Below are 21,839 nucleotides of genomic sequence, written 5' to 3' on the forward strand. Positions count from 1 at the left end.
CATGAGCCTACGATCCCGGGTGGTCGCCACCCGCGACCCCGCCGCAGGCGAACCCTCCCGAGACGACAGCCTCGTAGCCGTCTACAGAGCCAAGCTCCTCGAAGAGATCGACCTGGCCGAAATGTCGTCCCTCCAAGCCGCGGACCGCCGGGTCCGCCTGGAGCGCGTCCTCGGCCACATCATCAGCCGAGAGGGCCCCGTCCTCTCCTCCACGGAGCGCGCCCAGCTCATCCGCCGCGTGGTCGACGAGGCCCTCGGCCTGGGCATCCTCGAACCCCTCCTCGCGGACGCCTCCATCACCGAGATCATGGTCAACGGCCCCGACGCCATCTTCGTGGAGCGATCAGGACGCGTCGAACAGCTCCCCCTCCGCTTCGCGTCCCCCGAACAACTCATGCAGACGATCGAACGCATCGTGTCGACGGTCAACCGACGCGTCGACGAGTCCAACCCCATGGTCGACGCCCGCCTCCCCACCGGCGAACGCGTCAACGTGATCATCCCGCCGCTCGCCCTGACCGGCGCGACCCTCACGATCCGCCGCTTCCCGCGCGCGTACAGCCTCACCGAACTCCTCGAACTCGGCTCGCTCGACGAGCACATGCTGATGCTCCTCGCGGCCTGCGTCCGCGCCCGCTTCAACATCATCGTGAGCGGCGGCACGGGCAGCGGCAAGACAACCCTCCTCAACGCCCTCTCCGCCCTCATCCCGCCCCATGAACGCATCATCACGATCGAGGACTCGGCCGAACTCCAGCTCCAGCAGGACCACGTCATCCGCCTCGAATCGCGCCCCGCGAACGTGGAGGGCAAAGGCCAGGTCACCATCCGCGACCTCGTCCGCAACAGCCTGCGCATGCGCCCCGACCGCATCATCGTCGGCGAGGTCCGCGGCGGCGAGACGCTCGACATGCTCCAGGCCATGTCGACGGGCCACGACGGCTCCCTCGCCACGGTCCACGCGAACACCGCCGAGGACGCCCTCACCCGCCTCCAGACCCTCGGCTCCATGTCGGAGGTCGACGTCCCCTTCGAGGCGCTGCGCGACCAGATCAACTCGGCCGTCGACGTCCTCGTCCAGCTCACCCGGCACGCCGACGGCTCCCGCCGCGTCAGCGAGATCGCCCTGCTGGTCTCGCACGGCCGCGAACAGTTCACGATCGCCACCGTCTCCCGCTTCGTCGCGCAGCCGTACGTCACGGGCGCCACCGACCTCGAACAGCGCCGGGTCCACGGCTACTACGAGCACCTCCCGCTGCCGCGCCGGGTCGCCGACCGGCTGTACGTGGCGGGGGAGGCGGTCCCGCCGGCGTTCGGCGTCGTCGAGTCCGTCGACGTAAGCAACACAAGAGAGGCGACGGGATGACTCCGGACCCCGCCGCAAGCCCAACGCACGCACCTGTCGCGGAAGTTGAGAGGACATGACGAACCCGGCCCTCATCGCGCTCGGCGCCACCGTCCTGACCTGCGTGGTCGCGGTGGCCGCCGTCCACGCCCTCGCCTCGGGCCGCGCCCGGCGCCAGGCCCTCGTCGACCGCCTCGACAGCTACCCGGCCGGCGGCTACGGCCCGTCGGGCGCGGGCGGCGGCCGGTCCCGCCGCTTCACCGGCGTCGACCGCCGCCTGCGCCGCACCCGCCTGGGCAAGGCGGTCCACCTGCGCCTCTCGGCCACCGGCCTCGACCTGACAGCAGGCGAATTCTCCGTCTACGTCACTGCCCTCGTCGCCGCACTCTGGATCCTCGCGGCGACGACACTGGCCCCGTTCTTCGGCCCGATCGCGGGCGCGGTGGCGATCTGGGCGGCGGTCATCTTCCTCAACTGGCAGCGCCAGAAACGCATCGAGGCATTCATCAACCAACTCCCGGACGTCGCCCGCCTCCTGGCGAACGCGACGGCAGCCGGCCTGGCCCTGCGCACGTCCCTCGCGATGGCGGCGGAGGAACTGGAAGCCCCCGCGGGCGAGGAACTCTCCCGGGTGTCGGACCAGTTGGCGCTGGGCCGCTCGGTCGACGACGCCCTCGACGAACTGGCGGCCCGCCTCCCGTCCCGCGAACTCATCGTCCTCGTAACCACATTGGTCCTGGCCAACAAGGCAGGCGGCACAGTCGTCTCCTCCCTCCGCAACCTCACCCAGACCCTTGAGGACCGCAAGGAGACCCGCCGCGAGATCCGCACGATGCTTTCCGAGGTCAACGCCACCGCCTTCACGGTCCCGCTCCTGGGCCTGGGCTCACTCCTCCTGATCAACTCGTCGAACGAAGGGGCGTTGGCCCGAGTGACAGGATCAGGCCTGGGCCAGACCCTGATCCTCATCTCCCTGGGCCTCTACGCGATCGGCTTCTTCGTGATCCGCCGCCTCGGCAAGATCGAGGTGTGAGAGTCATGTCGACGACACTCCTCGGCGTCCTGCTCGCCGCCCTCTCCGGCCTGGCGGTCCTCGGCATCCTCACGGGCGTCCGCATGTACCGCGCCGACGCCAAGGTCCCCGACGACCTCGCGCTCGCCCTGGAAGTCGGCGCCACCCGCGTCTCGGCCCCGTCCTCGGCGGTCGACCGCCTGGGCATGCGGTTCGCGCCCCTCGTCCTGCGCCTCATGGGCCCGCGCCGCGTCGACGCCAAGCGCCGCAAGATCGACATGGCGGGCAACCCAGGCGGCCTCACGATCGACCGTTACGCGGCCCGCAGAGCGGTCTACGGCATCTTCGGCGTGGTCATGGCCCTGGTCTTCCTCACGAACGGCCAGCCACTCTTCGCCCTCCTGACCCTCGCCTTCGGCGCGGCGGCGGCGGACGCCCTCATCTGGCAGGCGGTCAGGGACCGCAAGGACGTCATCGACCGCACGCTCCCGGACTTCCTCGACGTCCTCGCGGTCGTCGTCTCGGCAGGCCTGGGCTTCCGCCAAGCGTTGGACCGCGTATCGGAAAAATACGAAGGCCCCTGGGCGGACGAACTCCGCATCACCCTGCGCCAGATGGACATGGGCGTCCCGCGCCGCCAGGCCTTCGACGAACTCCGCCGCCGCAACGCCTCCGAGCAGGTCGCCCAATTCGTCTCGGCCCTCCAGCAAGGAGAGGAACTCGGCTCACCCATCGCCGACACCCTCATCCAACTGGCCACGGACATGCGCCGCACCGACGCCCAGAACTCCCGCCGCCGAGCCGCGAAAACCATCCCCAAGGCCACGATGGTCACCCTCGTCTTCATGCTCCCGGCCACGATGATCCTGATCGCGACGGGCATGTTCCTCGGCTCGGGCTCGGACTTCGGCTCGATCCTGGGCCGCTGAATTCTCCCGGTTCTCCACGGCAACCTTTCGCGCACCGGCGACGACAGAGAGACGGCACCCCCGTACGACACTCTGTGAGGAACCCAGTGGCAGGACGCCTACGCTCGCACCGACGCAGCCCGCGCGCGGCACTGACCCCGTACGCGCTCCTGGCGGTGGGCGCCGTGGTGGTCCTCCTCGCCACCCTCCTCGTAGCCCTGAACGGGGGCGACGGCGGCAAGGCCGCAACGGTGGCCACGGCAACCTCCGAGCCGGCGACGACACCGCCCCCCACCCACCGCGAGACGACGGCATCCGCCTCCCCGAGCAAGCCGCCCAATAAGCACAAGCGAGCAACCCCCACCCCCACCAAGCGCAAGCCCACGACCAACGCACCGAAGCCCAGCTCCACGCCGCCGTCCGCGGCCGTCCACTCGCAGACGGGGGCACTCGCGGGCCGCATCCGCCCCGGCGCGACGTACAAGGGCACAGCGACGTTCTACGACGCCCAGGACGGCGACGGAGCCTGCACGTACGGCCCCGCCGGCACGACGATGACGGCCGCGATGAACACCCTCGACTACGAGACGTCGAAAGCCTGCGGAGCGTACGTACGAGTCCGCGCGTCATCGGGCGCGACCATCACGGTCCGCATCACCAACGAATGCCCGGCACCGTGCGCACCTGGCCAACTCGACCTGAGCGCCGAGGCGTTCGCGCAACTCGCGGCACCGGTCAAGGGCCAGATCCCCATCACCTGGTCCTTGGTGAGCCCGTCCTCGACGAAACCGATCGCCCTCCGCTACAAAACGGGCTCCTCCCAACACTGGTGCGGAATCCAGGCGTTGGACCACCGCAACCCCCTCGCCCGCCTCGAAGTCCGCACCGCCTCCGGCTGGCGCAGCCTCCCGCGCACCGACTACAACTACTTCCTCGCCGAGGACGGCAACGGCTGCGGCACCTCATCGATCCGCCTCACGGACATCTACGGCGAACAGCTCACCGTCACCGGAATCGCGCTGAGCCCGAACACGGTGCAACGCACGGGGGCCCAGTTCGCGGCGCACTGACCCGCACCCATTGGCGTAAGCGAACTCCCCTCCCACAATGGCACGTTATTCCCCTCCTCCGGCCGCCCCCGGCTGGCTATAGTGACCGAACGGCAACCGAACGTCAGTCACACCGAGTGCTTAGCGCGAGCGAATCAGGCGGCGACAGCGGGGGAGACGGATGTCGTACGACGAGCCAACGAGCCGACAACTTCCGGTCAAGCCTGCCCCCTTAATTGCCGAAACCGAGTGCACACGGTCGCACCTCGCGTACGTTGCGTGTGTTGTTCTGGTTGCCATGGCGGAAGGGGGCTCCCGTGATCAAGGACCGACTGCTCGGGGTGTGGGTGAAGTGGACAACTTCGGTGGGGGAGAGGGTCCGGGGGGACGCCGGGGCGGGGTTCGTGGAGTATGCGGGGTTGATGATTTTGATCGCGGGGATTTTTACGTTGATCGACCAGTTGGGGTTGGACGGGTTGATCTCGAATGCGATCGGCACAGCCGTGAACGACGTCATCGGCGGCTGACCGCTGCTCTCCGGAGCGATCGGGGAAGCACGCTTCCCCTCTACATCTGGCTGACGGGCATTCTGCTCTTCGCCGCGTTTGCCTTCTTCGCCTTCGCCCAAGCGGCCTCTGCCCGCAACAGTGCCCAATCGGCTGCCGACGCAGCCGCGTTGGCGGCGGCACAGTCCGCTCGCGACGAGTTGATGGACGGCTTGGGGCAGGCCCTGGGTGATGGCGACGATTGGCTCGGCTGGCTGGACGGGCAGGGCTTCGAGGGCGCGGACGCTCAGACGGCGGCTGCTCAACTGGCGGCTGAGAACGACGCAGATGTCGTCGGCGGCCCGAGCGCGGCTGAGGTCAACAGCTTCCCTGGCTTTTGGGTAGAGGTGCGGACCCGCTACACGGTCGGGGACACGATCATTCCCGGAACTGAGAACAAGAAGGCGAAGGCGCACGCCACAGCGGTGATCGAACCTCGTTGCAAGGTACCGGCGGATGCCGACCCGAAGAAGGCTGTCCAACTCACCTGCGACGGAAAGCAATTCGACTTCGATCCCGATGACTTCGACCTGGACGACCTGCCCGACGCGTCGGCCTTGTTCGCTGTCCACCTGGCCGATTGACGAGTGAACGACGAGAGAGGGAAGCCGCAGTGACGAACCTTCGGCGCACTACGACGGCCCGCCGGGCAATGACCGCGGTGGCGATCACGACTGGCCTGGTCCTCGCCGTGGCCGGCTGCGGGGGTGGCGGAGAGGGAGACGGCGGCGCTAAGCCAAAGACCTCTGCGACATCGGCCTCCGCAGACAAGGGTGGCACTCAGGAGTCGGAGTCTGCCACGCCGAGCGACAAGGTTCTGGCGGAGTCGAAGGACGGCGACATCACGGTCACGATCAACTCGGCCACACGGGACGCGGGCGGCTACGTCACCGTGTCCGGATCCGTGCGGAACGACGGAGGCAAGGCGTGGCTTGGCGAGAACTGGCGGAGCGACGAGCAGGAACTCCGCAAGAACGGCGGTTCGTTGGCCGGTGCCAGCCTGGTAGATGAGGCGGGCAAGAAGAAGTACCTGATCCTCCGCGACACCGAAGGCAAGTGCCTTTGCACCAAGTTCAACGGGCAGGTTCAGCCGGGGCAATCGGCATCCTGGTACGCCCAATTCCCGGCCCCGCCGGAAGGCACATCCAAGGTCACCTTCCAGGTCGGCTCCATGCCCCCCGCCCCGATCGACATCACCGAGGGCGAATGACATGCCCCGACGCCCCCTGACAACCGCCGCCCTGACGGCCACCGTCCTGGTCCTGACCGTCACCACGGCCCACGCCGAGGACGACAAACCCTCGGCCCCACCCGGCAGCACCACGACACCCGCACCCCCAAAGGTGGACGCCAACAGCCCCGGCCTCAAGCTCGCCGACGGCGCAACCCTGGCCCCCGCGAAGGTCCTGGACATCAAGTCGGTCGTAGAGGACCTCTCCGGCGACGAACGCCGAACAGACACCAACGAGGACGTCACGTTCGCCCTCCAGGCAGAGGTCCTGTTCCCCAAGGACAGCTCCAAACTGAACCCGGACGCGAAGTCCCGAATCCAGGCGATCGCGGACGAGATCAACACCCAAAAGGCAAGCACGGTAAGGGTGTTCGGCTTCACGGACAACCTGGGCTCGTACGCCCACGGCCTGACCCTCTCCAAGAAGCGCGCGGAAGCCGTCCACGACGAACTGACGGCGGCCCTCGGCCCGGACGGAGCGAACATCACGTTCCAGGTACGCGGCTACAGCGAGGACTACCCGATCGCGGACAACACCTCGGAACAGGGCCGAAGGAAGAACCGCCGAGTAGAAGTCTCGTTCCCGAAGAGCGACTGACGCCTGGTGGGCACCTTCCATCGAATTACATGGCCTCAAAGAAGCAGCTACGGAAGGAGGTTGCACGGCACGGTGGGTTCGATAGGTTCGTCGCTCGCACGACAATGCCTGTCGGCGTAGCCGCACCGTCTGCCAGGATTCGATCATGAACATGCACAGCGTGTTGCTCTACGGGTGCGCGGTGGCCGTCATCGTGTCGGGCATCCAACTCCTGGCGGCGCTCGCCACGAAGGACGGCGAAGGGCTCCCGCCCCCGCTGGCCTTGTTGCGGGCGTGGCGGCAGCCTCTCCCGATAGCCGCCACGGGGCTGGGGGCCACCATGGTGGTGCTTGGCGTGGCCCAGTTGGCTGCCCCCGCCATGATCGATGCGCTTGAGCGGCACCCTCATGGCGCGTGGTGGCGAGCCGTGACCGCCTTGATGGTGCAGTCCTCGGGCTGGTTCCAACTCCTGTTCAACCTGGCCGCGCTCGCGGTCGTCGCACCGCTCGCCGAGCGGCAGTTCGGCTCCTGGCGGATGTTGCTGGTCTTCATGGCAAGCGGGGTGACGGCGCAGGCGGTGAGCATGGCCGGCTGGAGCCCCCAGGGCGGCGGGGACTCTGTGGCCATCTGCGGCCTCGTCGGCGCGCTCGCCACGGCCTACGCGGTGCGGGGCAACGTCGTCGCCCTGCGGCGAGTGGCTCTCGTCATCCCCGCCGCGGGCTTCGTCCTCTGCCTCCTCGCCAACAACCACGGTGTGGGCCTTCTCGTCGGCAGCGCGCTGGGAGTCGGACTACCCACTCCTGCCACCCACCCCTGCCGGTCCGACACAGCCTGACGACGGGCGACCGGACAACTCCCCAGGGAGTCGGCGACCTCTCAGCCTTTGCCCACTGGGCGTGGACTGCGAATCAGCCTTCGTCGGGCGTCTCGGCTTCCGTCTCCGGATAGGCGACGAAGGTGCCCTTGGCAGGGAGAGTGACGACGAGGCCGCGTTCACGGAGTTCGCGGGTGGCGCGGCGGGCGGTCAGGTGGGCGACGCCGTACTCGGCGGACAGGTCCCGCTCGCCCGGCAGGCGCGCTCCGGGGCGCAGCTCGCCCTTGGCGATGCGCTCGGCGATGTGGTCGGCCATCTGCATGTAGACGTACGCGATCTTGTTCGGGTCGATCGGCGGCCTGTTGCGGGCTGAGTCTTCTGCCATTCGAACAATGTACGACACCGCTGAGCTGCACCGACCTTTGGAGTGTGCCCAACCGCTATACGCCAAGCCCATGCACCCACTACCGTGCCAGGTGGAAGAAAGACCCCGGCGACGGTAGTTGGGACCGCCCCGGGGCATGGCCAACGCTGCAAGGAGCGTCAACGTGCTCGACCCTACTCTCAGGGCCCTGGCCTGGGTCCTACGGATCTGTACGCCGACCCCGCCCGGCCGGCACCGCGCAACAGGCACGCCCACCCCGCCCCCGCCGCCCCGCTTCACGGAACGCCTCGACGGCGCCGCCTCCCACCTCGTACGCCCCTACGTCCTGACGCCGACGGAACACGAACACCGCCGCCGCCAGCAACGGGACCGCCGCCGAGCCCTCTACCTGGCGACACTCGGCATCGACGTAGGACCGCGTCCGGAGCTGATCCACGGGGGAGCGCGATGACGATGCGCATGTGTGCACGCTGCCAGTGCACAACGGAGGCCCCAGTCCTGGTCCACGAGGTCCACGCCCCGACGGGCCCCGGCTTCAACGTCTACGCGTGCCAGGACTGCGCCCCGCACTACCCGCCGATGACGGACGCCCTGAAACTCCTCGACGAAGCCCACCGAGAGCCAGAACGCCCTCAACTCCCGCGCCGCACCAGCCGTTTGACGCTGACCGTCTACCGGGTGGACGCGCAGGGCCGCCGCATCGGAGACCGAGGAACCGTCCAAGAGGTACTGGCAAGCCCCGGCGACCCGGCACCCCGCGCACAGACGGCGCTCCCATGCGGCTGCGGCAGATGCAGGGAGACGGCGGGCGAGGCCTGAGTCACTGCGGGCCCGGGACTCATCGGCATCCTGACGGCGTCGAAGTCGGCGGCGTCGGGATGCCGATCACTGCGAGGGCGACTTCCCCTCAACGTCAGGCTTCGTCGACGTAAGCGGTCAGTGTCGAAATGAAGGCCGTCGCGGCATTCGCCTGAAGGTGCACTCCGGGAGCTGTCACGCTCACCCCGACTCCGTCCCCTTCGGTCAGGGATACGTCGGCTGAGATGTCACGTTTAAATCCGGTCAAAGAGGCAGAGCGGAGGCCGCTGAACGAGACCTCGACTTGCACAGTATTGAACTTCTGGTCCGCCCATTTCCGTGGCGGTTGGGCAGGATATTCGGGAAGATCGAGACGGAGCTTCAATGTCGGGCCTTGAGTCTGGAGGGTCACTTCGTGTACACGAACCCCGCAGAGTTCCGGCGGGTTACCCTGATATAGGGCGTTGATTCCTTCAGGGTTATGCAGCAATGACGTCCAACGCATGCCGACTCGATTCTCCATTTACCGTAATAATGCCCGTATCCGTGATCCTGAATGAGCGCTTCGCTGCCGTCGCTTCGCGTGAGGAGTCTATTCTCGGACGCATTGCTCGAGCGCGCCGATGATACGTGTCATGTCGGTCTGTGCCTTGGCGCAAAACTCCTCATCGTCCCGAGAAATGGAAAGCACTGCTTCGCTGAACAGGTGACCTTCGGGCCCTGACTCTGTGACGAGGCGAGTGGGCACGATCATCCAGTTCTTGGCGACTTTGAAGGTCCACTCAGTGTCAGACGGTGCATCGCGGACAACTGAGGAGAACGCACCCTTCCAGGACTCCTGAGGATTGCTGAAGCGCCATCGAACGAAAGGGACTTGAAGGTAGCCATACAAGGGGTGCCGCTGCGAGGGTGCTCCAAACCAGGCGATGGTGTCGAACCTTGAGAGCGCCTGCTTCAGGCGAGCGTGATCGTTAGACATCGAGCTCCCCTACGAAATCCCACGGGATCATGATCCTTCCCAGTCGACCACGCATGACCCTTCGGCGAAGAACTGCTCCAACTGCCGCGTCGTACGACCAGGTGGTCGTCGCGCCGGTCGGCGTGATGCGACCGGCCCCGACCGGAACCGCGGGACCCCGCCGAGGGGCGTGCGGCTACGGCCGCCACTCCTCGCGGTAGCCGGGACGGTCCGCGTACACGCTCGCCAGGTCGGCCACGGCGGCGTTGTGGATCTGGAGCCGGAGGGTCGCCTCATGCAGCTCGCGCCGGCAACGTTCGCTGCGGCCGTCGTCCCCGTCCGAGAAGGCCTCACGGTAGCGCTCGCGGATACGGATGCGCTCGGCCTTGGCCTCGACGTACCGGGCGACGATGCGCCGCTTGGCGTCGATCTCGCTGAGTACCCGCGCCGGATCGTGGGTGGCGATGTGGTCAGCAAATTCAAGAGCGCACAACGTGACGACCTCCATGTTGTCGTCGCTGAGGATCGACTGGCCCATCTCGCGCCATCTCCCCTCCCGCGTGGCGCAGTCCGCAAGCTCGGCGTCCACGTCGAGCTGCTCGCCGAGCCATTGCACGAGATCATCCACCGCTACGCCTCCGCATTCCTCTCCGTCCAACCGCGGTGACGGACCACAGACTTGACTCCTGAAGCTTTCGCACATTCTGCGCGCCCTAGGCCGCGCCAGGCGTCGCGGGCGCGGTTTCAGTCGCACCCCGGCGGATCCTGCTCGCTCGGCACGAACTGTAGGGTCGGCATCCCGGCGGCGTCGAAGTCTGCGGCGTCGGGACCGATCAAGGTCATGTACCCGGGGATCCATCGGCCGTACCCGTACCCCGGTGGCCGCTCCCCTTGGACCTGATCGCTACCGAGGTGCACGGAGTCGAGCACCCACCAACGCCCGCCGAACTGGGCCCACTTGATCCCGCAATGCGTATAGATGTCATACGGATACGGCTTGTGCTCCCGGGGCTTCGCGGGCCCCTTCTGGATCTTGCCGTGCTTGACGGTACGGGCGGGCAGCGTGGGCCCTGGGCGCCCGGCCTGTTCTTCCGGACCGTCGGACGACGACGAACACCCGGAGACCTACAGCCCGGCGCTCAACAGCAGGACGGCGGCACGACGCGACAGTGTCATACACCTCGGACGCCGCGGGCGCGCGTTCCGTTCGGTCAGTGAAAGCCGAGCATGCCGGGGGAGTTGATGTGGCCGGCCGAGAGGGCCAGGGTGGCGCTGGTGCTGAGGATGATCACGCGGCGAACGACCTCACGGTCCGCGGCCAGCCGCTCGGCCCGCTGGGCTGCGGTCGGCTGCTCAGCGGCAAGCGCCTCGACCAGGTGTCCCAGACTCAGCCCCCGCTCCCGAGCCAGCTCGGCGAGGTGGTCGCGGACTTCGCGAGACACCTGGATCGTCGTCGTAGCCATAGACCCACTATGGGCCTGCTGTGGAGTCTTGCGCGGAAGAGCTCAAACCGAGACCACGCAACGTGCCGAGTGCCTCCCGAGCCGTGCTGCGCAGTCGTTCCCACGCCGGGGAGTGCGCTACCGCGTCCGTCGTCCATGCCTCCGCGGAGCCCTCTGTCATCTCGGCGAGGATCTGGTCCACCGGCCGCAGGAGCGTCCCGACGGATTCGGGGAGCAGCCCCTGCGCGACGAGGCCGAGAGCGACGCGGAAGGCGTCGTCGAACTCCAGGGCCAGCTCGTCGGGGCCCACTCGCCACCGTGCCACGTGCTCGACCTGACGGTCGGCCTGCCAGGCGAGCCGTTGCAGACTCTGATCGAGCCGGCGGACAGCCACGTCGATTCTCATCTCCTGCTCCCTGCTCCTTCCTGCCTCAGACCAGCCACGAGAGCGGGTCCTCGGCAGGTCGATTGTCCGGTGTCAGCACGGTGAACGAGACCGGCAACGTCATCGCGCGGAGCTGTTCCAACGCCGCGCGTGTGAGCGGCAGTTGGCATCCGGTGGCGGCGACCCCGGAGACGGCGACCTCGACGACGTACCCCTCTGATCGCAGGTTCTCGAGGACGGCGATGCGCGGCAGCACGATCAGAGCGAGGAAGTCGATCTGATCGGAGAGGCGCGGCGCGTCTTCGTGGGTGAACGAGTGAGCCCACTGTCCGGGACCGTACGAGGTCCTCCCATGGCCCGGCGGCGGAAGCTCCAGCGCACGACTGACCGCGCACGCGTCCATCCCGTCTTTCGCGATAACGAGGGCGGTACGGAGGTCAGCCCATTCAGTTCGCTTCTTCGGCATCGCTATCTGTCGTTCAGGTTGGGCGTAAAGGTGACCGGAATGTCCAGGCGGGCGAGTCGGGACACCTGCTCGGGCGACAGCGTGAGCCGCGCTCCGTGATCACAGAACCCACCAATATCCAGGGAGAGTTGGTGTCCGCTGCGCCGCAATCGCTGAAACGCGGGCCAGTTCCGTTCCAGAAGCCGCAGCGCAACATCCGAGGGACGTCAGTGCCCACCATCGCCTGCCTCCCCGCGCCGCTCAAAGGCGGCCAGTTCCTCTGCATTGCCGATGAAGGCCGGACCGCAGTGCGGCGGCAGGCGATCGACGACCGTCGCTACTGCGGCCCGGGCGCTGTCCGTCTCAGCGATCCGCGGGCTGCTTCGGCTCGGCCCTTCGACGGTGTACCGCCCGTCTCCCAGCGTTCGGACATAGGGGATGTCCCAGGTGAGGCGGGCCTCTGTGCACCTGCTGAAGTGCAGCTCCCACATGCCGGTCCAGGGGAAGAGCCGACGAAGCAGCGGCTCGGCATGAGCCGCCAACACCAGCTCGGCGAACGGAGCCGAGAGCGGCGATTCCTCCGGCAGGCGAGGCTCGCCCGCAGCGGTCAGAATCTTGTGCCACGCGGCTTCGACTGGTTCAGAAACTATCGTCATAGGCAGTCAATTGTCTTCCCGATTCCGCTCCGCACGGGAAGTCTCTTCGGGATCATGAGGCTATGGAAACCAGGTCGAATCGCGCCTGCAGGAGATTTGTCTCCGGTCCGAACAAGGAGATTCGTGCTCCGTGTGGCGGGTCGAAAAAATCTACCTCGCGGCCGTACCTGGTGATGGACGAAAGTGTCCACTTTTTCGCCGCGGAAACGCCTTCTGCCAGGGGCGGGGATTCGATCGCGAAATGCTGCCCCACGCGAACCGTTCCCGCAGTGCAACGTACGACGCAGATCACTCCGGTGGAGTCCCGGTCCTCCACCGTGACGATCTGCAGCTTGCTGCGTTCAGCTTGACTCACGTTCCCGCCTTGCTCGGAGGCCAGTTACCGGCTGCCTGTAGGGCCAGGTACTCCTCCGCTGGTGGGAACGTCGGCGCGAAGTGCGCCGGTGAGCCGTCGGGAGGGACGACGATCAGCGCGCTGAAGGGAGCCTGGGCGACATCTCCTGAGTCGATATGCTCCTGGAAGTCGAATTGCACGGTCCAGGCATACGGGAAGTCGTTCGCCGTATCCGGCAGCATTACCACGGAAGCGGCTCGCTCTGGATACGCGAGATTCTTCAGGAACTTCTCCGCGAGTGTCACGGCCTCATCCTTGGTCAGCATTTATGGCGCACCTATCTGCAGGTTCAGTTGGCTTCCTTGAATCCGTGGTGATCAGCAATAGCCCGCACGGCCTGCCGCAGTTCGTGATCGGTGAGATCGCCAGGTTCTCGGAGGTTCGGGTCGACCGAATACTCCTCCAACGCCATGAACACCCGGTCGAGGAGCTCGGACAGTCGCCCGTGAACCCGTTCCCCGTGGGCCTGGGCCGCGCGGCGGGCGCCCCACCAGCCGTGCGCGAAGTCCTGCGTGTTGCAGGTCCCGGCGGCGTACGTATCGATGAATGAGAGGAGCTGCGCGGTGTGAGTGTTCGGCGCTACGTCCTCGGGCCGTGACCAGGAGCGCTGCTTTGGGCGGAGGAAGGGCTCATCGATCAACCAGTAATCGCCTTCGTCGGTGCTCACCGCGCAGATCCGATCTCCTGAACGAGAACGGGCGATGAACTCGATATCGCCCTGGGAATCTTTGAGGGCTGCAAGGGAGAAGGATGGAGTCAGACGTGCCTTGATCCAATCCCCGTCAATACTTCCCGAGACAAGGAAGGTGTCGTCGCCAGAGATGATGCCGTTCGCGCGGGCTCGCGAAATCCACATGTCCTGGATCTTCTGGATCGCCTCGCCGGACCGCTTCGCGACCTTGCCTGACGGAACAGTTTCGAATCCGACGACCACTTGAAATGCCTCGCGCGTCGAGGGCGGCGCATGGATCACGGCGGATTCGATAACGTCGAGTCCAGCCTGCCGCAACCGCGCTTCGATTTCACTGCCCATGCTCTGCTTCAATTCGCTGTATCTGGCGGCATCGCCGCGGAACCGGCTCGGTCCGGATATGCGACCCCCTTCAGAAATGTCCCTGCAGTCGCCACGGCCTCGTCCAATGGCGGCACGCCCCATCCTATTTCTGGATCCGCAGGTCCGGATCGCTCAATCTTCCAGGAGATCTTGTAGATATTCGTCAAGCTCTGCCGGTAGGGATTCTCGGCTGACCTCCTCAAGATATGTAATATTCTCTGCCTTTACGTGTCCGGTCGAAGTGAGTTCCAAGATGGCGTGCAGCTGTGCTTCGAGCACAGAGGTCTCTGTCTCTTGGGCTGCGCTTACGGAGAGGATGGTGGCTAGAGTGCTTGCCTCGGCGGGGAGATAGGAGCTGATCCAGTCAGTCGCCTGATCTGCTCCGAGTGAACGCGCGTTGGGGGTTGTCGCAGTGATCTGCTGGATGAGTTTCATGAGGTGTTCAGAGTTCAATTCCGGGAAACCGCCGATCGGGTTTAGTAGGGGAGTCGAAACGGGATTCGCCAGGGGATATGTGTCGAGTTGGCGGCATCCGGATCGTGATGTGGACTGTTCGGGTTATGGACATTACGATGGTAGAGATTCCCTGCCTCGTCCTGATACTTCCCTCCAATGGAAATCCGGTAGACGTCACCATTTGCGGCATTCGATCCAGCCGGCGCGTTTCCGTCGGCGTCATGAACGCGCAGGCGGACGGTGTTCCCTGTCTCGGGATCCTTCCACTTGTACTCGACTCCGTTTTGGGCGCCGCCGTTGGGATCCGGCTTCAGTACGCGCATCTCGGCGTCATCCGGAATGATGCTGAGCGGGCTGTGTCCCCTCACGTCCCATCCCCCGTCCTTGACGCGCGGGGGGTACGGGCTGAGCCCTAGCGGATCAACCCAGGCGTGGGGATTTGCCACGTACGACACAGGATTCGGGGCAGGGGTGAGTCCGAGCGGGTCGGGGGTCACGTAGCGGGCGGTTTCGGAGTCGTAGTGCCGGAAGTAGTTGTAGTGAAGCCCCGTCTCGGGGTCGAAGTACTGCCCAGGAAAACGCAGAGGCGTGTAGGCCGTGGAGTCCGTGCTCCAGGTCGTGGTTCCCCAGAGCGTGCTCCGGGTGCGCCAGGCGATGTCGCCGTCCTCCGCGATGAGTTCTCGCGGCGTGCCCACCAGGTCGGTGACGATGGCGAAGAAGCGGGAGTCGATCTCATCTTGGGGCGTATCGGGTGCGGTGATGCGTTCGGTCTGGGCGATCGGCTGAAGGCCTTGGTGGTCCCAGGTGAGGGTGACCGGGTTCGGCAGCTCGGCGGTGTGCGTGGTCTGTTCGCAGAGGGTGGTGCCGTCCCAGGTGAAGGTGGTGCGCTCGACCACCGTGGTGCCGTCCGAAGCCATGCGCAGCTTCGCCGTGCGGCGGCCCAGTGGGTCGTACGTGTAGTGCCATACGGTGCCGTCGGGCGTGGTGGTGCGGGTGAGTCGGTCCTCGGCGTCCCACTCGTAGCGCCAGGTGTCCGGCTTGCGGGAGAGGCGGGTTTTCTGGCGGAGCGTGATGCGGCCGAGGGCGTCGTGTTCGTAGCGGACGTTGCCGGCGCGGGTGATGCGGGTGCCCGTGTAGGTGCGGTCGCCGGTCGCCTCGTGGCCGGGGTGGTCGGCGGGCCAGGCGGCCGAGGACTGGTTGCCCGCTGCGTCGTAGGCGTAGGTCTCGGTCCAGTCGGCCGCCCGTACGGCGGTGACACGGCCGACGGCGTCCAGGTCGAACTGCCGGGGGCCGTTGAGGTGGTCGTCGAGGGCGGTGAGGTTGCCGTCGGCGCGGTAGGTGTAGGCGCGGTGCTGGAGGGTGTGGCCGTCGGTGTCCGTGACCGATTGTGCGGCTAGGCGTCCCAGCGGGTCGAAGGTGTTGGCAAAGGTCGCGAACTCGCCTATGCGTCGGGTGAGTTCCCGGCCTGACGCGTCGTACGTGATGTCGATGGGGCGGCCCGAGGCCACCAGTTCGGTGCGGCGGCCTGCCGCGTCGTACGACCAGGTGGTCGTCGCCCCGGTCGGCGTGATGCGACCGACCCGTCGGCCCAACTCATCGTAGGTGTACGTCAGTTCGCGGCCGTCGACCGTTTCGGAGCGGAGGCGGCCGTGGCGGTCGCGCAGGAGCGTCAGTTGGGTTCCGTCCGGGCCGGTGGCCTGGGCGAGCTGGTCGGTCAGGTCGTAGGCGTAGGTCGTGACCTGACCGGCCGCGTCCTTGCGGATGATCTGGCCGAGTGGGTTGCGCTCGAAGGCGGTGGTCTGACCGAGGGCGTTGGTGCGCGAGGCGAGACGTCCGGCCGCATCGTGGTGATAGGCCAGGGTGCGGCCGTCGAAGTCCGTCTCGGATATCAGGCGGCCGGCCGGGTCGTAGGTGTAACTCCACTCCAGGCCTTGAGGGTTGGTGACCTTGGTGAGGTGCAGCTCGCTGTCGTGGGAGAACTCGTGGCGCACGCCATCAGGGGTCGTGCGGGCGGTGAGCAGGTCGAAGTGGGTGTACTCGAAACGCGTGACCCCGCCGAGCGGGTCGGTGTGGGTCGTGCAGTTGCCCTCGCCGTCGTAGGTCCAGGACTCGCTGGAGCCGTCCGGCGCGACACGGCGGGCCAGGTGCCCTTCGACGGTCCATTCCAGGCGGGTGGTCGCGCCGGTGGGATCGGTGAGGGAAAGCGGCCGGCCGAACGCGTCGCGCTCGTAGCGGGTCACAGCGCCGAGCGGGTCCGTGATGTCCACGGGCAGCCCCGCCCGGTCGCAGCGGACCGTGGTCACGTGGCCCAGCGGATCGGTGACCGATGTGAGGCGGCCCGCCTCGTCGTACGTGAAGCGGCTGGTCCGGCCGGAGGCGCTGGTGGTGGATGTGCGGTTGCCGCGGGCGTCGTACGTGTGGTGGGTTGTGTTGCCGTCCGCTCCGCGGATACGGGTCGGCAGCCCGAACTCGCCGTATTCCACCGTGATTTCGCGGCCGTCGGCACGAGTGACGGTCGTGGGGTTGCCCGCGTCGTCGTACTGGTAGCGAGTGAGGTTGCCGAGCGGGTCGGTCCGGGTCAGCAGCCGGTTGTAGCGGTCTCGAGTGAACCGGGTGGCCGCGCCCAACGGGTCGATCTCGGTGACCACTTGATGGTTGCGGTCGATGAGGTAGCGGCGGCTGTGGCCGTCCCCGGTCGTCGCCGTGGTGACACGGTGGCCCGTCGCCTCGTCCACGCCGTCGTACGACAGGCGCAGCGACATGTGCCCGGCCGCGCCACCCTCGGCCGTGCACCGGTCCTGGTCGTCGTACTCGTACGTGTACGAACGGTCGTTGGTGTCGGTCCAGGAGGTGACGCGGCCGCGCTCGTCGTACGTGAACTGCAGTGGCAGGCCGGAGGAATTGGTGACCGCGGTCAGGTGCCCGTCGGGAGAGTACCCGTAGCCCTTGATCTGCTCGTCGCGGCCGTCCGCGCCCGCGCCCGCAAGGTGCAGGGCGGTGACCCGGCCGCCTTCCGTGGTGACCTTGAGGTGGTATCCGGCGGAGGAGGCGATGCCGAGCGGGGTGCCGTCCGCGTCGTACTCGAAGGCGATCCAGTTGCCGTTGCGGTCGTCGATCTGTTCCAGGACCGCCCGGTCGTCGGAGCGGTCGGCGAAGTGCCAAGTGCGCCCGGTGAGCGGGTTGTTGATCTCGTAGCCGCCGTCCACACGGTTCAGCGGCCAGCGTCGGCTGCCGTGCTCGGGCAGGGTGGGGACGCTGGGGGCCGGGTGCGGGTAGGTGAGGAGCAGGCCGTCGGCGGTGACGAAGATGACGCCTTCGGCGTCGATCTCCAGACGCTCGTCGAGAGTGGAGGTCCAGGACGGTCCGAACCATTGGCCCAGTCGGGAGCCGGACTCGACGCGGCGGGTGAAGACGAGAGGCAGGGTGCCGGGGAGGGCGATGTCGGTCTGCGGCAGGTACATCTTGCCGCTGACCAGGTCGATCGGATCGCTCGGATCGTTCTCCACGCGATCCCTGGGCTCCTCGGTGTGACCGTTCGGCTTGTCGCGCACACCTGCGCGCGCCGCGCTCTCCCCCTCCCGCAGCGCGGCCTTCTCGCTGGCCCGGGCCCCCATCCGCAGCCCGCTCTTCGCGAGCCCTGCGCCCTTGGTGCCGATCAGCTCCGGGATCAGCCGGCCGAAGAACTCCGACGGATCCTTCTTGAACCCGTCGACCGCCGCCGTCACGATGCGGTCGGGATGGGACGCGGTGGAAGCCAGACCGGCCAGGGTCATGTTGACGTTCTGGTAGTACGCGGCCGGGTGCGTGAGGTTGTACGGGTCGGTGGGGTTGAGGCCGCGGGCGAAGTTGACCAGGCCCGCGCTGCCCTTGATGACACCGCCGACCAGGTGGCTCGTCTCGACGTCGAGGGCCGTGTTGATGTCCAGGGCGGTGTTCTTCAGGCGGCTCAGCGGCGGCGGCTCGGCCGGGGCGTGCGCCAGGGCCGCCCTGATCGCCGTGTCCGCCTTCTCGGAGGCCTCGTTGCGGGCGCGGCGGGCATCGGCCAGGAGGTCCTCGGCCGCCTTGCGCTGCGCGTCGCCGGGGTCGTGGAACGGTTCGGGTTTGGGGCCGGGGTCCTTGTCCGCCTTGATCTTGGCGTTGTAGGCGTCGACCTTCTTGTTGTACGCGTCGACCGCGTTCTTGCTGGTGTGCTCGGCCTTCTTCCACAGGTCGATGGCGTCCTGCGCCTTGTCCTGCGCCCACTTGACCGTCTCCGCGTACGCCTCGAGGGCCTTCGCCGCGTCCTCGCACGCGTCGGCGGCCTGCGCCCACTTGGTGGGGTGCATCTCGAACTTGCGGCGGAAGGCGTCCCCGCCCTGGCCGGTCCAGCCGGAGCTGTGCACCTTCTTCATGCCGGACGCGACGTGGTCGAAGGCCGTGTGGAAGTCCTTCAGGTGCTTGACGGACTCGCGGATCTTGCCGGGGTTGCCGTGGACGAGTTCGGTGGCGACGTCCGTGTGGCCCAGGCCCTGCTCGGACGGGGTGGCCCCGAGACCGGCCGCGAGATGGTCGCCGACGTTGTGGACGACGTCCCCGGCCTTGTCCAGACCGACGTAGTCGAGCCCGTCCCCCAGCTTGTCGCTGCCGTAGTCGATGGCCTCGCCGAGCTTCTTCTTGCCCGAGTCGATCAGATCCTCGCCGGCCTTCAGACCGCCGTTGATCCCGTCCTTGAGGTCGCCGATGATGCCCATCAGCCTTCACCCCCGCCCTGCTGCCCGGCCGCCTTGGCACGTTCCTCGGGGGAGGGGCCGAAGGTGTCGTCCAGCCACGCGTCGTACTCGGCGTCCGAGACACCGGCCGCGCCGTGCAGGTTCTGCGGGTTGAGGCCCAACGGGCCCACGGTGCGCGAGGTCATGATGTCGCGGCCCGCGTCCTTGTAGCCCTGCACCACGTTCTCGTTGGCCTTGTCCCACGACTCCTTGCTGTAGTCCGCGCCGCCCAGCGCCCCGGACGTGGCGATGTCGCGCCAGCCCTGCTGGGTGACCTCGTCCTCGGTGGCGTACGGGTTGCCGATCAGGGAGTTCGCCCCGACCTTCAGCGCGCCCTCCACGTACTGGTCCGTCTCGTAGTACGTGCCCGCCGACAGGCCCACCCCCTCCGCGAAGGCGTTCCCCTCGTTGATCAGCGAGCGCACCCCCCACTCCCACCGCTCGCAGAACGAGCCGAACGACGCGGTCACGTTCTCCACGCCCGACTCCAGCCCGGACAGCGCGATGTCGCCGAACCCGCGCCCGGCCCCCGCCTCGCCGACCATGCCGAGCTCCTTGAGCTCGCCCAGCGCTTCGGTCAACCCCTTGGTGATCAGGGCCAGGCCCTCCGCCTTGAGGTCCTTCCCGCTCCCGCCGCCCCCGCCGGTCATGCGTCATCCCCCTCGCGTACGTCTCTTACGTCGATCACGTCGATGTCGACCGCGGCCGCGTCCGGCACGATCCCCTTCACCGGCGGGAACACCGTCCCGCCCTCCGGAGCGTCCGCGCAGTCCAGCGCCACGCCGCACGGCACCCCCGCCGCCGGCACCGCGACATCCAGGAGTTTCGCGCCCAGCACTGTCCGATACGTCCACTCGCGCCGGTACGCACCACGCGCCTGCGCCCAGCGGGCCGGCGCCTGCTCGTCCGAGAATGCCGACACCGCGAACTCCGGCCGCCCGGCCGCCACTTCGGCGTCCTCGACGGGGCGAGAGTGCGGGGCGTCGGCCCCTGCCCCGTCGGTCTCTGCCCCCGCGGTCTCCGCCGCGTCCGCATCCGCGTACTCCGCGTACTCCGCGAACACCGAACGGCGCAAGCCCTCACGCGACTCTTCGCTTCCCCCGTTCCCCTCCATGCCCAGCATCCTCACACCGCCGATTTCCCGATCGCAACCGGCAGCGAATCCTGTCGGGGATGTCACAGGCCGGCCCGCTGTCTCGTCCCAGGGGACGTCAGCGAAACCGACCCGGACCCGGGCTTCGGCCGAGGAGGGATCACCCGTGAATCTCGCACTCTGGATCTGCACCGCTCTGCTCGCCCTCGTGGCGCTCGCCGGTGGGATCAGCAAGACGTTCGTGCCCGTCGAGAAGCTGGCCGCCGCTCACGGGGGCGGGTGGACCGGGGAGGTGCCGGGCGGGTTCGTGCGGGGGCTCGGGGTGCTCGAACTGCTCGCCGCTGTCGGGCTCGTGCTGCCTGCCCTCGTCGGGGTCGGGACCGTGATGGTGCCGGTGACCGCAGGCTGCTGGGTCGTTCTGATGATCGGGGCCATGGTCACGCACGGGCGGCGCGGCGAGATGAAGCTCGTTGCGCTGAATTCCGTCTATCTCGCGCTCGCGGCGCTTATCGTGGGCGCGGAGTTGATCTAGGCGGGGGGCCGAAGTGGGCAGCAGGATCGATGAGTTCGAGGAGTTGCGGCCGCTGCTGTTCTCCATCGCGTACCGGATCCTCGGCAGTGTCAGCGAGGCAGAGGACGCGGTGCAGGAGAGCTGGCTGCGGTTCGAGGCGTCGGCGACCGTGCCGCGCTCGGTGAAGGCGTTCCTGTCGGCGACGGTGACCCGGATCTCGATCGACGTGCTGCGCTCGGCGCGGGTGCGGCGGGAGCAGTACGTGGGGACGTGGTTCCCCGAGCCGCTGCTCGCCGATCCGTACGAAGACCCGGCGCGCGCCGCCGAGTTGGCGGACTCGGTGTCGATGGCCGCGCTGCTGTTGCTGGAGCGGCTGAGCCCGTTGGAGCGGGCCGTGTTCGTGCTGCGCGAGGTGTTCGACTTCGGGTTCCCGGAGGTCGCCGAGGCCGTGGGGCGTTCGGAGGCCGCGTGCCGGCAGCTCGCGGCGCGGGCGCGCAAGCACATGGCCGACGGCCGGCCCCGCTTCGAGGCCGACCGGAGCGAACGCGAGGAACTCGCCACGCAGTTCTTCGACGCCCTGCGCGACGGGAACGTCCTCGGGCTCCAGGAACTCCTCGCCGCCGACGTGTCCATGGTCGGCGACGGCGGCGGCAAGGCCCCGCAGCTCGCCCGCGCGATCATCGGCGCCGACAAGGTGGCGCGGCTCCTCGCCTCCGCCTTCCCCGGGATGGCCCGGGCCGACGTGTCCTTCGAGCAGCACGAGGTCAACGGCCAGCCGGGCGCGATCTTCCGCGACCGCGACGGCAAGGTCATCAACGCCATGACGCTCGACATCGTGGAGGGGCGCGTCCAGGCGATCCGGTCCGTCATCAACCCCGACAAGCTGGGGCATGTCGGTCCGGTCGCCGACGCGTGGGCCGTTCACCGTGAGGTGCGGCGCGGGCTGCGCGGCAGCGAGCGCTGAGCGATCAGGACGAGCGATCAGGACGAGCGATCAGGACGAGCGATCAGGACGAGCGATAAGGACGAGCCA

General features: G+C 67.7%; 26 protein-coding genes. 12 read left to right on the forward strand and 14 right to left on the reverse strand.

The window, feature by feature from the left end:
* Window position 1 precedes the first annotated feature (1 nt).
* The 9 genes from AB0L37_RS35505 to AB0L37_RS35545 all read left to right on the forward strand — a co-directional run bounded on the left by AB0L37_RS35505 (window position 2) and on the right by AB0L37_RS35545 (window position 7,502).
* Window positions 2-1,366 carry a CpaF family protein gene (locus tag AB0L37_RS35505; RefSeq protein WP_365515249.1) on the forward strand — a complete coding sequence of 455 codons (1,365 nt, stop codon included), beginning with the start codon at window positions 2-4 and terminating at the stop codon, window positions 1,364-1,366.
* A 55-nt stretch (window positions 1,367-1,421) separates the two neighbouring features.
* Complete coding sequence (locus AB0L37_RS35510) at window positions 1,422-2,378, forward strand: type II secretion system F family protein (protein ID WP_365515252.1); 957 nt, start codon at window positions 1,422-1,424, stop codon at window positions 2,376-2,378.
* A 5-nt stretch (window positions 2,379-2,383) separates the two neighbouring features.
* The gene (locus tag AB0L37_RS35515) at window positions 2,384-3,286 is read left to right on the forward strand and encodes a DUF5936 domain-containing protein (RefSeq protein WP_365515255.1); all 903 of its coding nucleotides are present in this window, start codon (window positions 2,384-2,386) and stop codon (window positions 3,284-3,286) included.
* 86 nt (window positions 3,287-3,372) lie between these two features.
* Window positions 3,373-4,335, forward strand: a complete 963-nt coding sequence (locus AB0L37_RS35520; protein WP_365515258.1) for an expansin EXLX1 family cellulose-binding protein — start codon at window positions 3,373-3,375, stop codon at window positions 4,333-4,335.
* A 311-nt stretch (window positions 4,336-4,646) separates the two neighbouring features.
* Window positions 4,647-4,841, forward strand: a complete 195-nt coding sequence (locus AB0L37_RS35525; protein WP_365515368.1) for a hypothetical protein — start codon at window positions 4,647-4,649, stop codon at window positions 4,839-4,841.
* The gene (locus AB0L37_RS35530) at window positions 4,838-5,443 is read left to right on the forward strand and encodes a pilus assembly protein TadG-related protein (RefSeq protein WP_365515371.1); all 606 of its coding nucleotides are present in this window, start codon (window positions 4,838-4,840) and stop codon (window positions 5,441-5,443) included. Before AB0L37_RS35525 ends, AB0L37_RS35530 begins: the two co-directional genes overlap by 4 nt.
* A 68-nt stretch (window positions 5,444-5,511) precedes the next feature.
* Entirely contained in the window at window positions 5,512-6,069 is a 558-nt protein-coding gene (locus AB0L37_RS35535; RefSeq protein ID WP_365515374.1) for a hypothetical protein, read from the forward strand.
* A gap of 1 nt (window position 6,070) precedes the next feature.
* Window positions 6,071-6,688: an OmpA family protein gene (locus AB0L37_RS35540; RefSeq protein ID WP_365515261.1), complete on the forward strand. Its 618-nt coding sequence runs from the start codon at window positions 6,071-6,073 to the stop codon at window positions 6,686-6,688.
* Between the two features lie 145 nt (window positions 6,689-6,833).
* Window positions 6,834-7,502, forward strand: coding sequence for a rhomboid family intramembrane serine protease (locus AB0L37_RS35545; RefSeq protein ID WP_365515264.1), 669 nt, complete (start codon window positions 6,834-6,836; stop codon window positions 7,500-7,502).
* Between the two features lie 73 nt (window positions 7,503-7,575).
* On the opposite strand, the gene AB0L37_RS35550 is transcribed toward AB0L37_RS35545, so the two are convergent.
* Window positions 7,576-7,866, reverse strand: coding sequence for a winged helix-turn-helix domain-containing protein (locus AB0L37_RS35550; protein WP_365515267.1), 291 nt, complete (start codon window positions 7,864-7,866; stop codon window positions 7,576-7,578).
* Window positions 7,867-8,029: 163 nt separating this feature from the next.
* On the opposite strand from AB0L37_RS35550, the gene AB0L37_RS35555 reads away from it, so the two are divergent.
* The gene (locus AB0L37_RS35555) at window positions 8,030-8,317 is read left to right on the forward strand and encodes a hypothetical protein (protein ID WP_365515270.1); all 288 of its coding nucleotides are present in this window, start codon (window positions 8,030-8,032) and stop codon (window positions 8,315-8,317) included.
* A gap of 462 nt (window positions 8,318-8,779) precedes the next feature.
* On the opposite strand, the gene AB0L37_RS35560 is transcribed toward AB0L37_RS35555, so the two are convergent.
* The 13 genes from AB0L37_RS35560 to AB0L37_RS35620 form a co-directional block, all read right to left on the reverse strand.
* Window positions 8,780-9,187 (reverse strand): Imm50 family immunity protein, encoded by a 408-nt coding sequence (locus tag AB0L37_RS35560; protein ID WP_365515272.1) that lies wholly within the window; start codon window positions 9,185-9,187, stop codon window positions 8,780-8,782.
* Between the two features lie 69 nt (window positions 9,188-9,256).
* Window positions 9,257-9,643, reverse strand: a complete 387-nt coding sequence (locus AB0L37_RS35565) for a hypothetical protein (RefSeq protein ID WP_365515274.1) — start codon at window positions 9,641-9,643, stop codon at window positions 9,257-9,259.
* A gap of 175 nt (window positions 9,644-9,818) precedes the next feature.
* Window positions 9,819-10,250, reverse strand: a complete 432-nt coding sequence (locus AB0L37_RS35570; RefSeq protein ID WP_365515277.1) for a DUF6221 family protein — start codon at window positions 10,248-10,250, stop codon at window positions 9,819-9,821.
* A 583-nt stretch (window positions 10,251-10,833) separates the two neighbouring features.
* The gene (locus tag AB0L37_RS35575; protein ID WP_365515279.1) at window positions 10,834-11,085 is read right to left on the reverse strand and encodes a hypothetical protein; all 252 of its coding nucleotides are present in this window, start codon (window positions 11,083-11,085) and stop codon (window positions 10,834-10,836) included.
* Window positions 11,086-11,092: 7 nt separating this feature from the next.
* Window positions 11,093-11,470 carry a hypothetical protein gene (locus tag AB0L37_RS35580; protein WP_365515282.1) on the reverse strand — a complete coding sequence of 126 codons (378 nt, stop codon included), beginning with the start codon at window positions 11,468-11,470 and terminating at the stop codon, window positions 11,093-11,095.
* Between the two features lie 25 nt (window positions 11,471-11,495).
* Window positions 11,496-11,915 (reverse strand): hypothetical protein, encoded by a 420-nt coding sequence (locus AB0L37_RS35585; RefSeq protein WP_365515285.1) that lies wholly within the window; start codon window positions 11,913-11,915, stop codon window positions 11,496-11,498.
* A 206-nt stretch (window positions 11,916-12,121) separates the two neighbouring features.
* Entirely contained in the window at window positions 12,122-12,550 is a 429-nt protein-coding gene (locus AB0L37_RS35590; RefSeq protein ID WP_365515287.1) for a DUF6193 family natural product biosynthesis protein, read from the reverse strand.
* Between the two features lie 351 nt (window positions 12,551-12,901).
* The gene (locus tag AB0L37_RS35595) at window positions 12,902-13,210 is read right to left on the reverse strand and encodes a YrhB domain-containing protein (RefSeq protein ID WP_365515290.1); all 309 of its coding nucleotides are present in this window, start codon (window positions 13,208-13,210) and stop codon (window positions 12,902-12,904) included.
* Window positions 13,211-13,233: 23 nt separating this feature from the next.
* The gene (locus AB0L37_RS35600; protein WP_365515293.1) at window positions 13,234-13,977 is read right to left on the reverse strand and encodes a colicin immunity domain-containing protein; all 744 of its coding nucleotides are present in this window, start codon (window positions 13,975-13,977) and stop codon (window positions 13,234-13,236) included.
* 153 nt (window positions 13,978-14,130) lie between these two features.
* Window positions 14,131-14,433, reverse strand: coding sequence for a hypothetical protein (locus AB0L37_RS35605; RefSeq protein ID WP_365515296.1), 303 nt, complete (start codon window positions 14,431-14,433; stop codon window positions 14,131-14,133).
* 41 nt (window positions 14,434-14,474) lie between these two features.
* Window positions 14,475-19,184, reverse strand: a complete 4,710-nt coding sequence (locus AB0L37_RS35610) for a putative T7SS-secreted protein (RefSeq protein WP_365515299.1) — start codon at window positions 19,182-19,184, stop codon at window positions 14,475-14,477.
* On the reverse strand, window positions 19,184-19,852 hold the full coding sequence (locus tag AB0L37_RS35615) for a hypothetical protein (protein WP_365515302.1): 669 nt from the start codon (window positions 19,850-19,852) through the stop codon (window positions 19,184-19,186). The genes AB0L37_RS35610 and AB0L37_RS35615 overlap by 1 nt, the downstream gene beginning before the upstream one ends.
* Window positions 19,849-20,277, reverse strand: coding sequence for a hypothetical protein (locus AB0L37_RS35620; protein WP_365515305.1), 429 nt, complete (start codon window positions 20,275-20,277; stop codon window positions 19,849-19,851). The genes AB0L37_RS35615 and AB0L37_RS35620 overlap by 4 nt, the downstream gene beginning before the upstream one ends.
* A 184-nt stretch (window positions 20,278-20,461) precedes the next feature.
* Between AB0L37_RS35620 and AB0L37_RS35625 the strand changes: the two genes are divergently transcribed.
* Both AB0L37_RS35625 and AB0L37_RS35630 read left to right on the forward strand, forming a co-directional pair.
* Window positions 20,462-20,827 (forward strand): DoxX family protein, encoded by a 366-nt coding sequence (locus AB0L37_RS35625; RefSeq protein WP_365515308.1) that lies wholly within the window; start codon window positions 20,462-20,464, stop codon window positions 20,825-20,827.
* Between the two features lie 13 nt (window positions 20,828-20,840).
* The gene (locus AB0L37_RS35630) at window positions 20,841-21,770 is read left to right on the forward strand and encodes an RNA polymerase sigma-70 factor (RefSeq protein ID WP_365515310.1); all 930 of its coding nucleotides are present in this window, start codon (window positions 20,841-20,843) and stop codon (window positions 21,768-21,770) included.
* The last annotated feature ends 69 nt before the right edge of the window (window positions 21,771-21,839 follow it).

The organism is Streptomyces sp. NPDC052225 (assembly GCF_040679615.1).
In the GTDB taxonomy this organism is placed as follows: Bacteria; Actinomycetota; Actinomycetes; order Streptomycetales; family Streptomycetaceae; genus Streptomyces.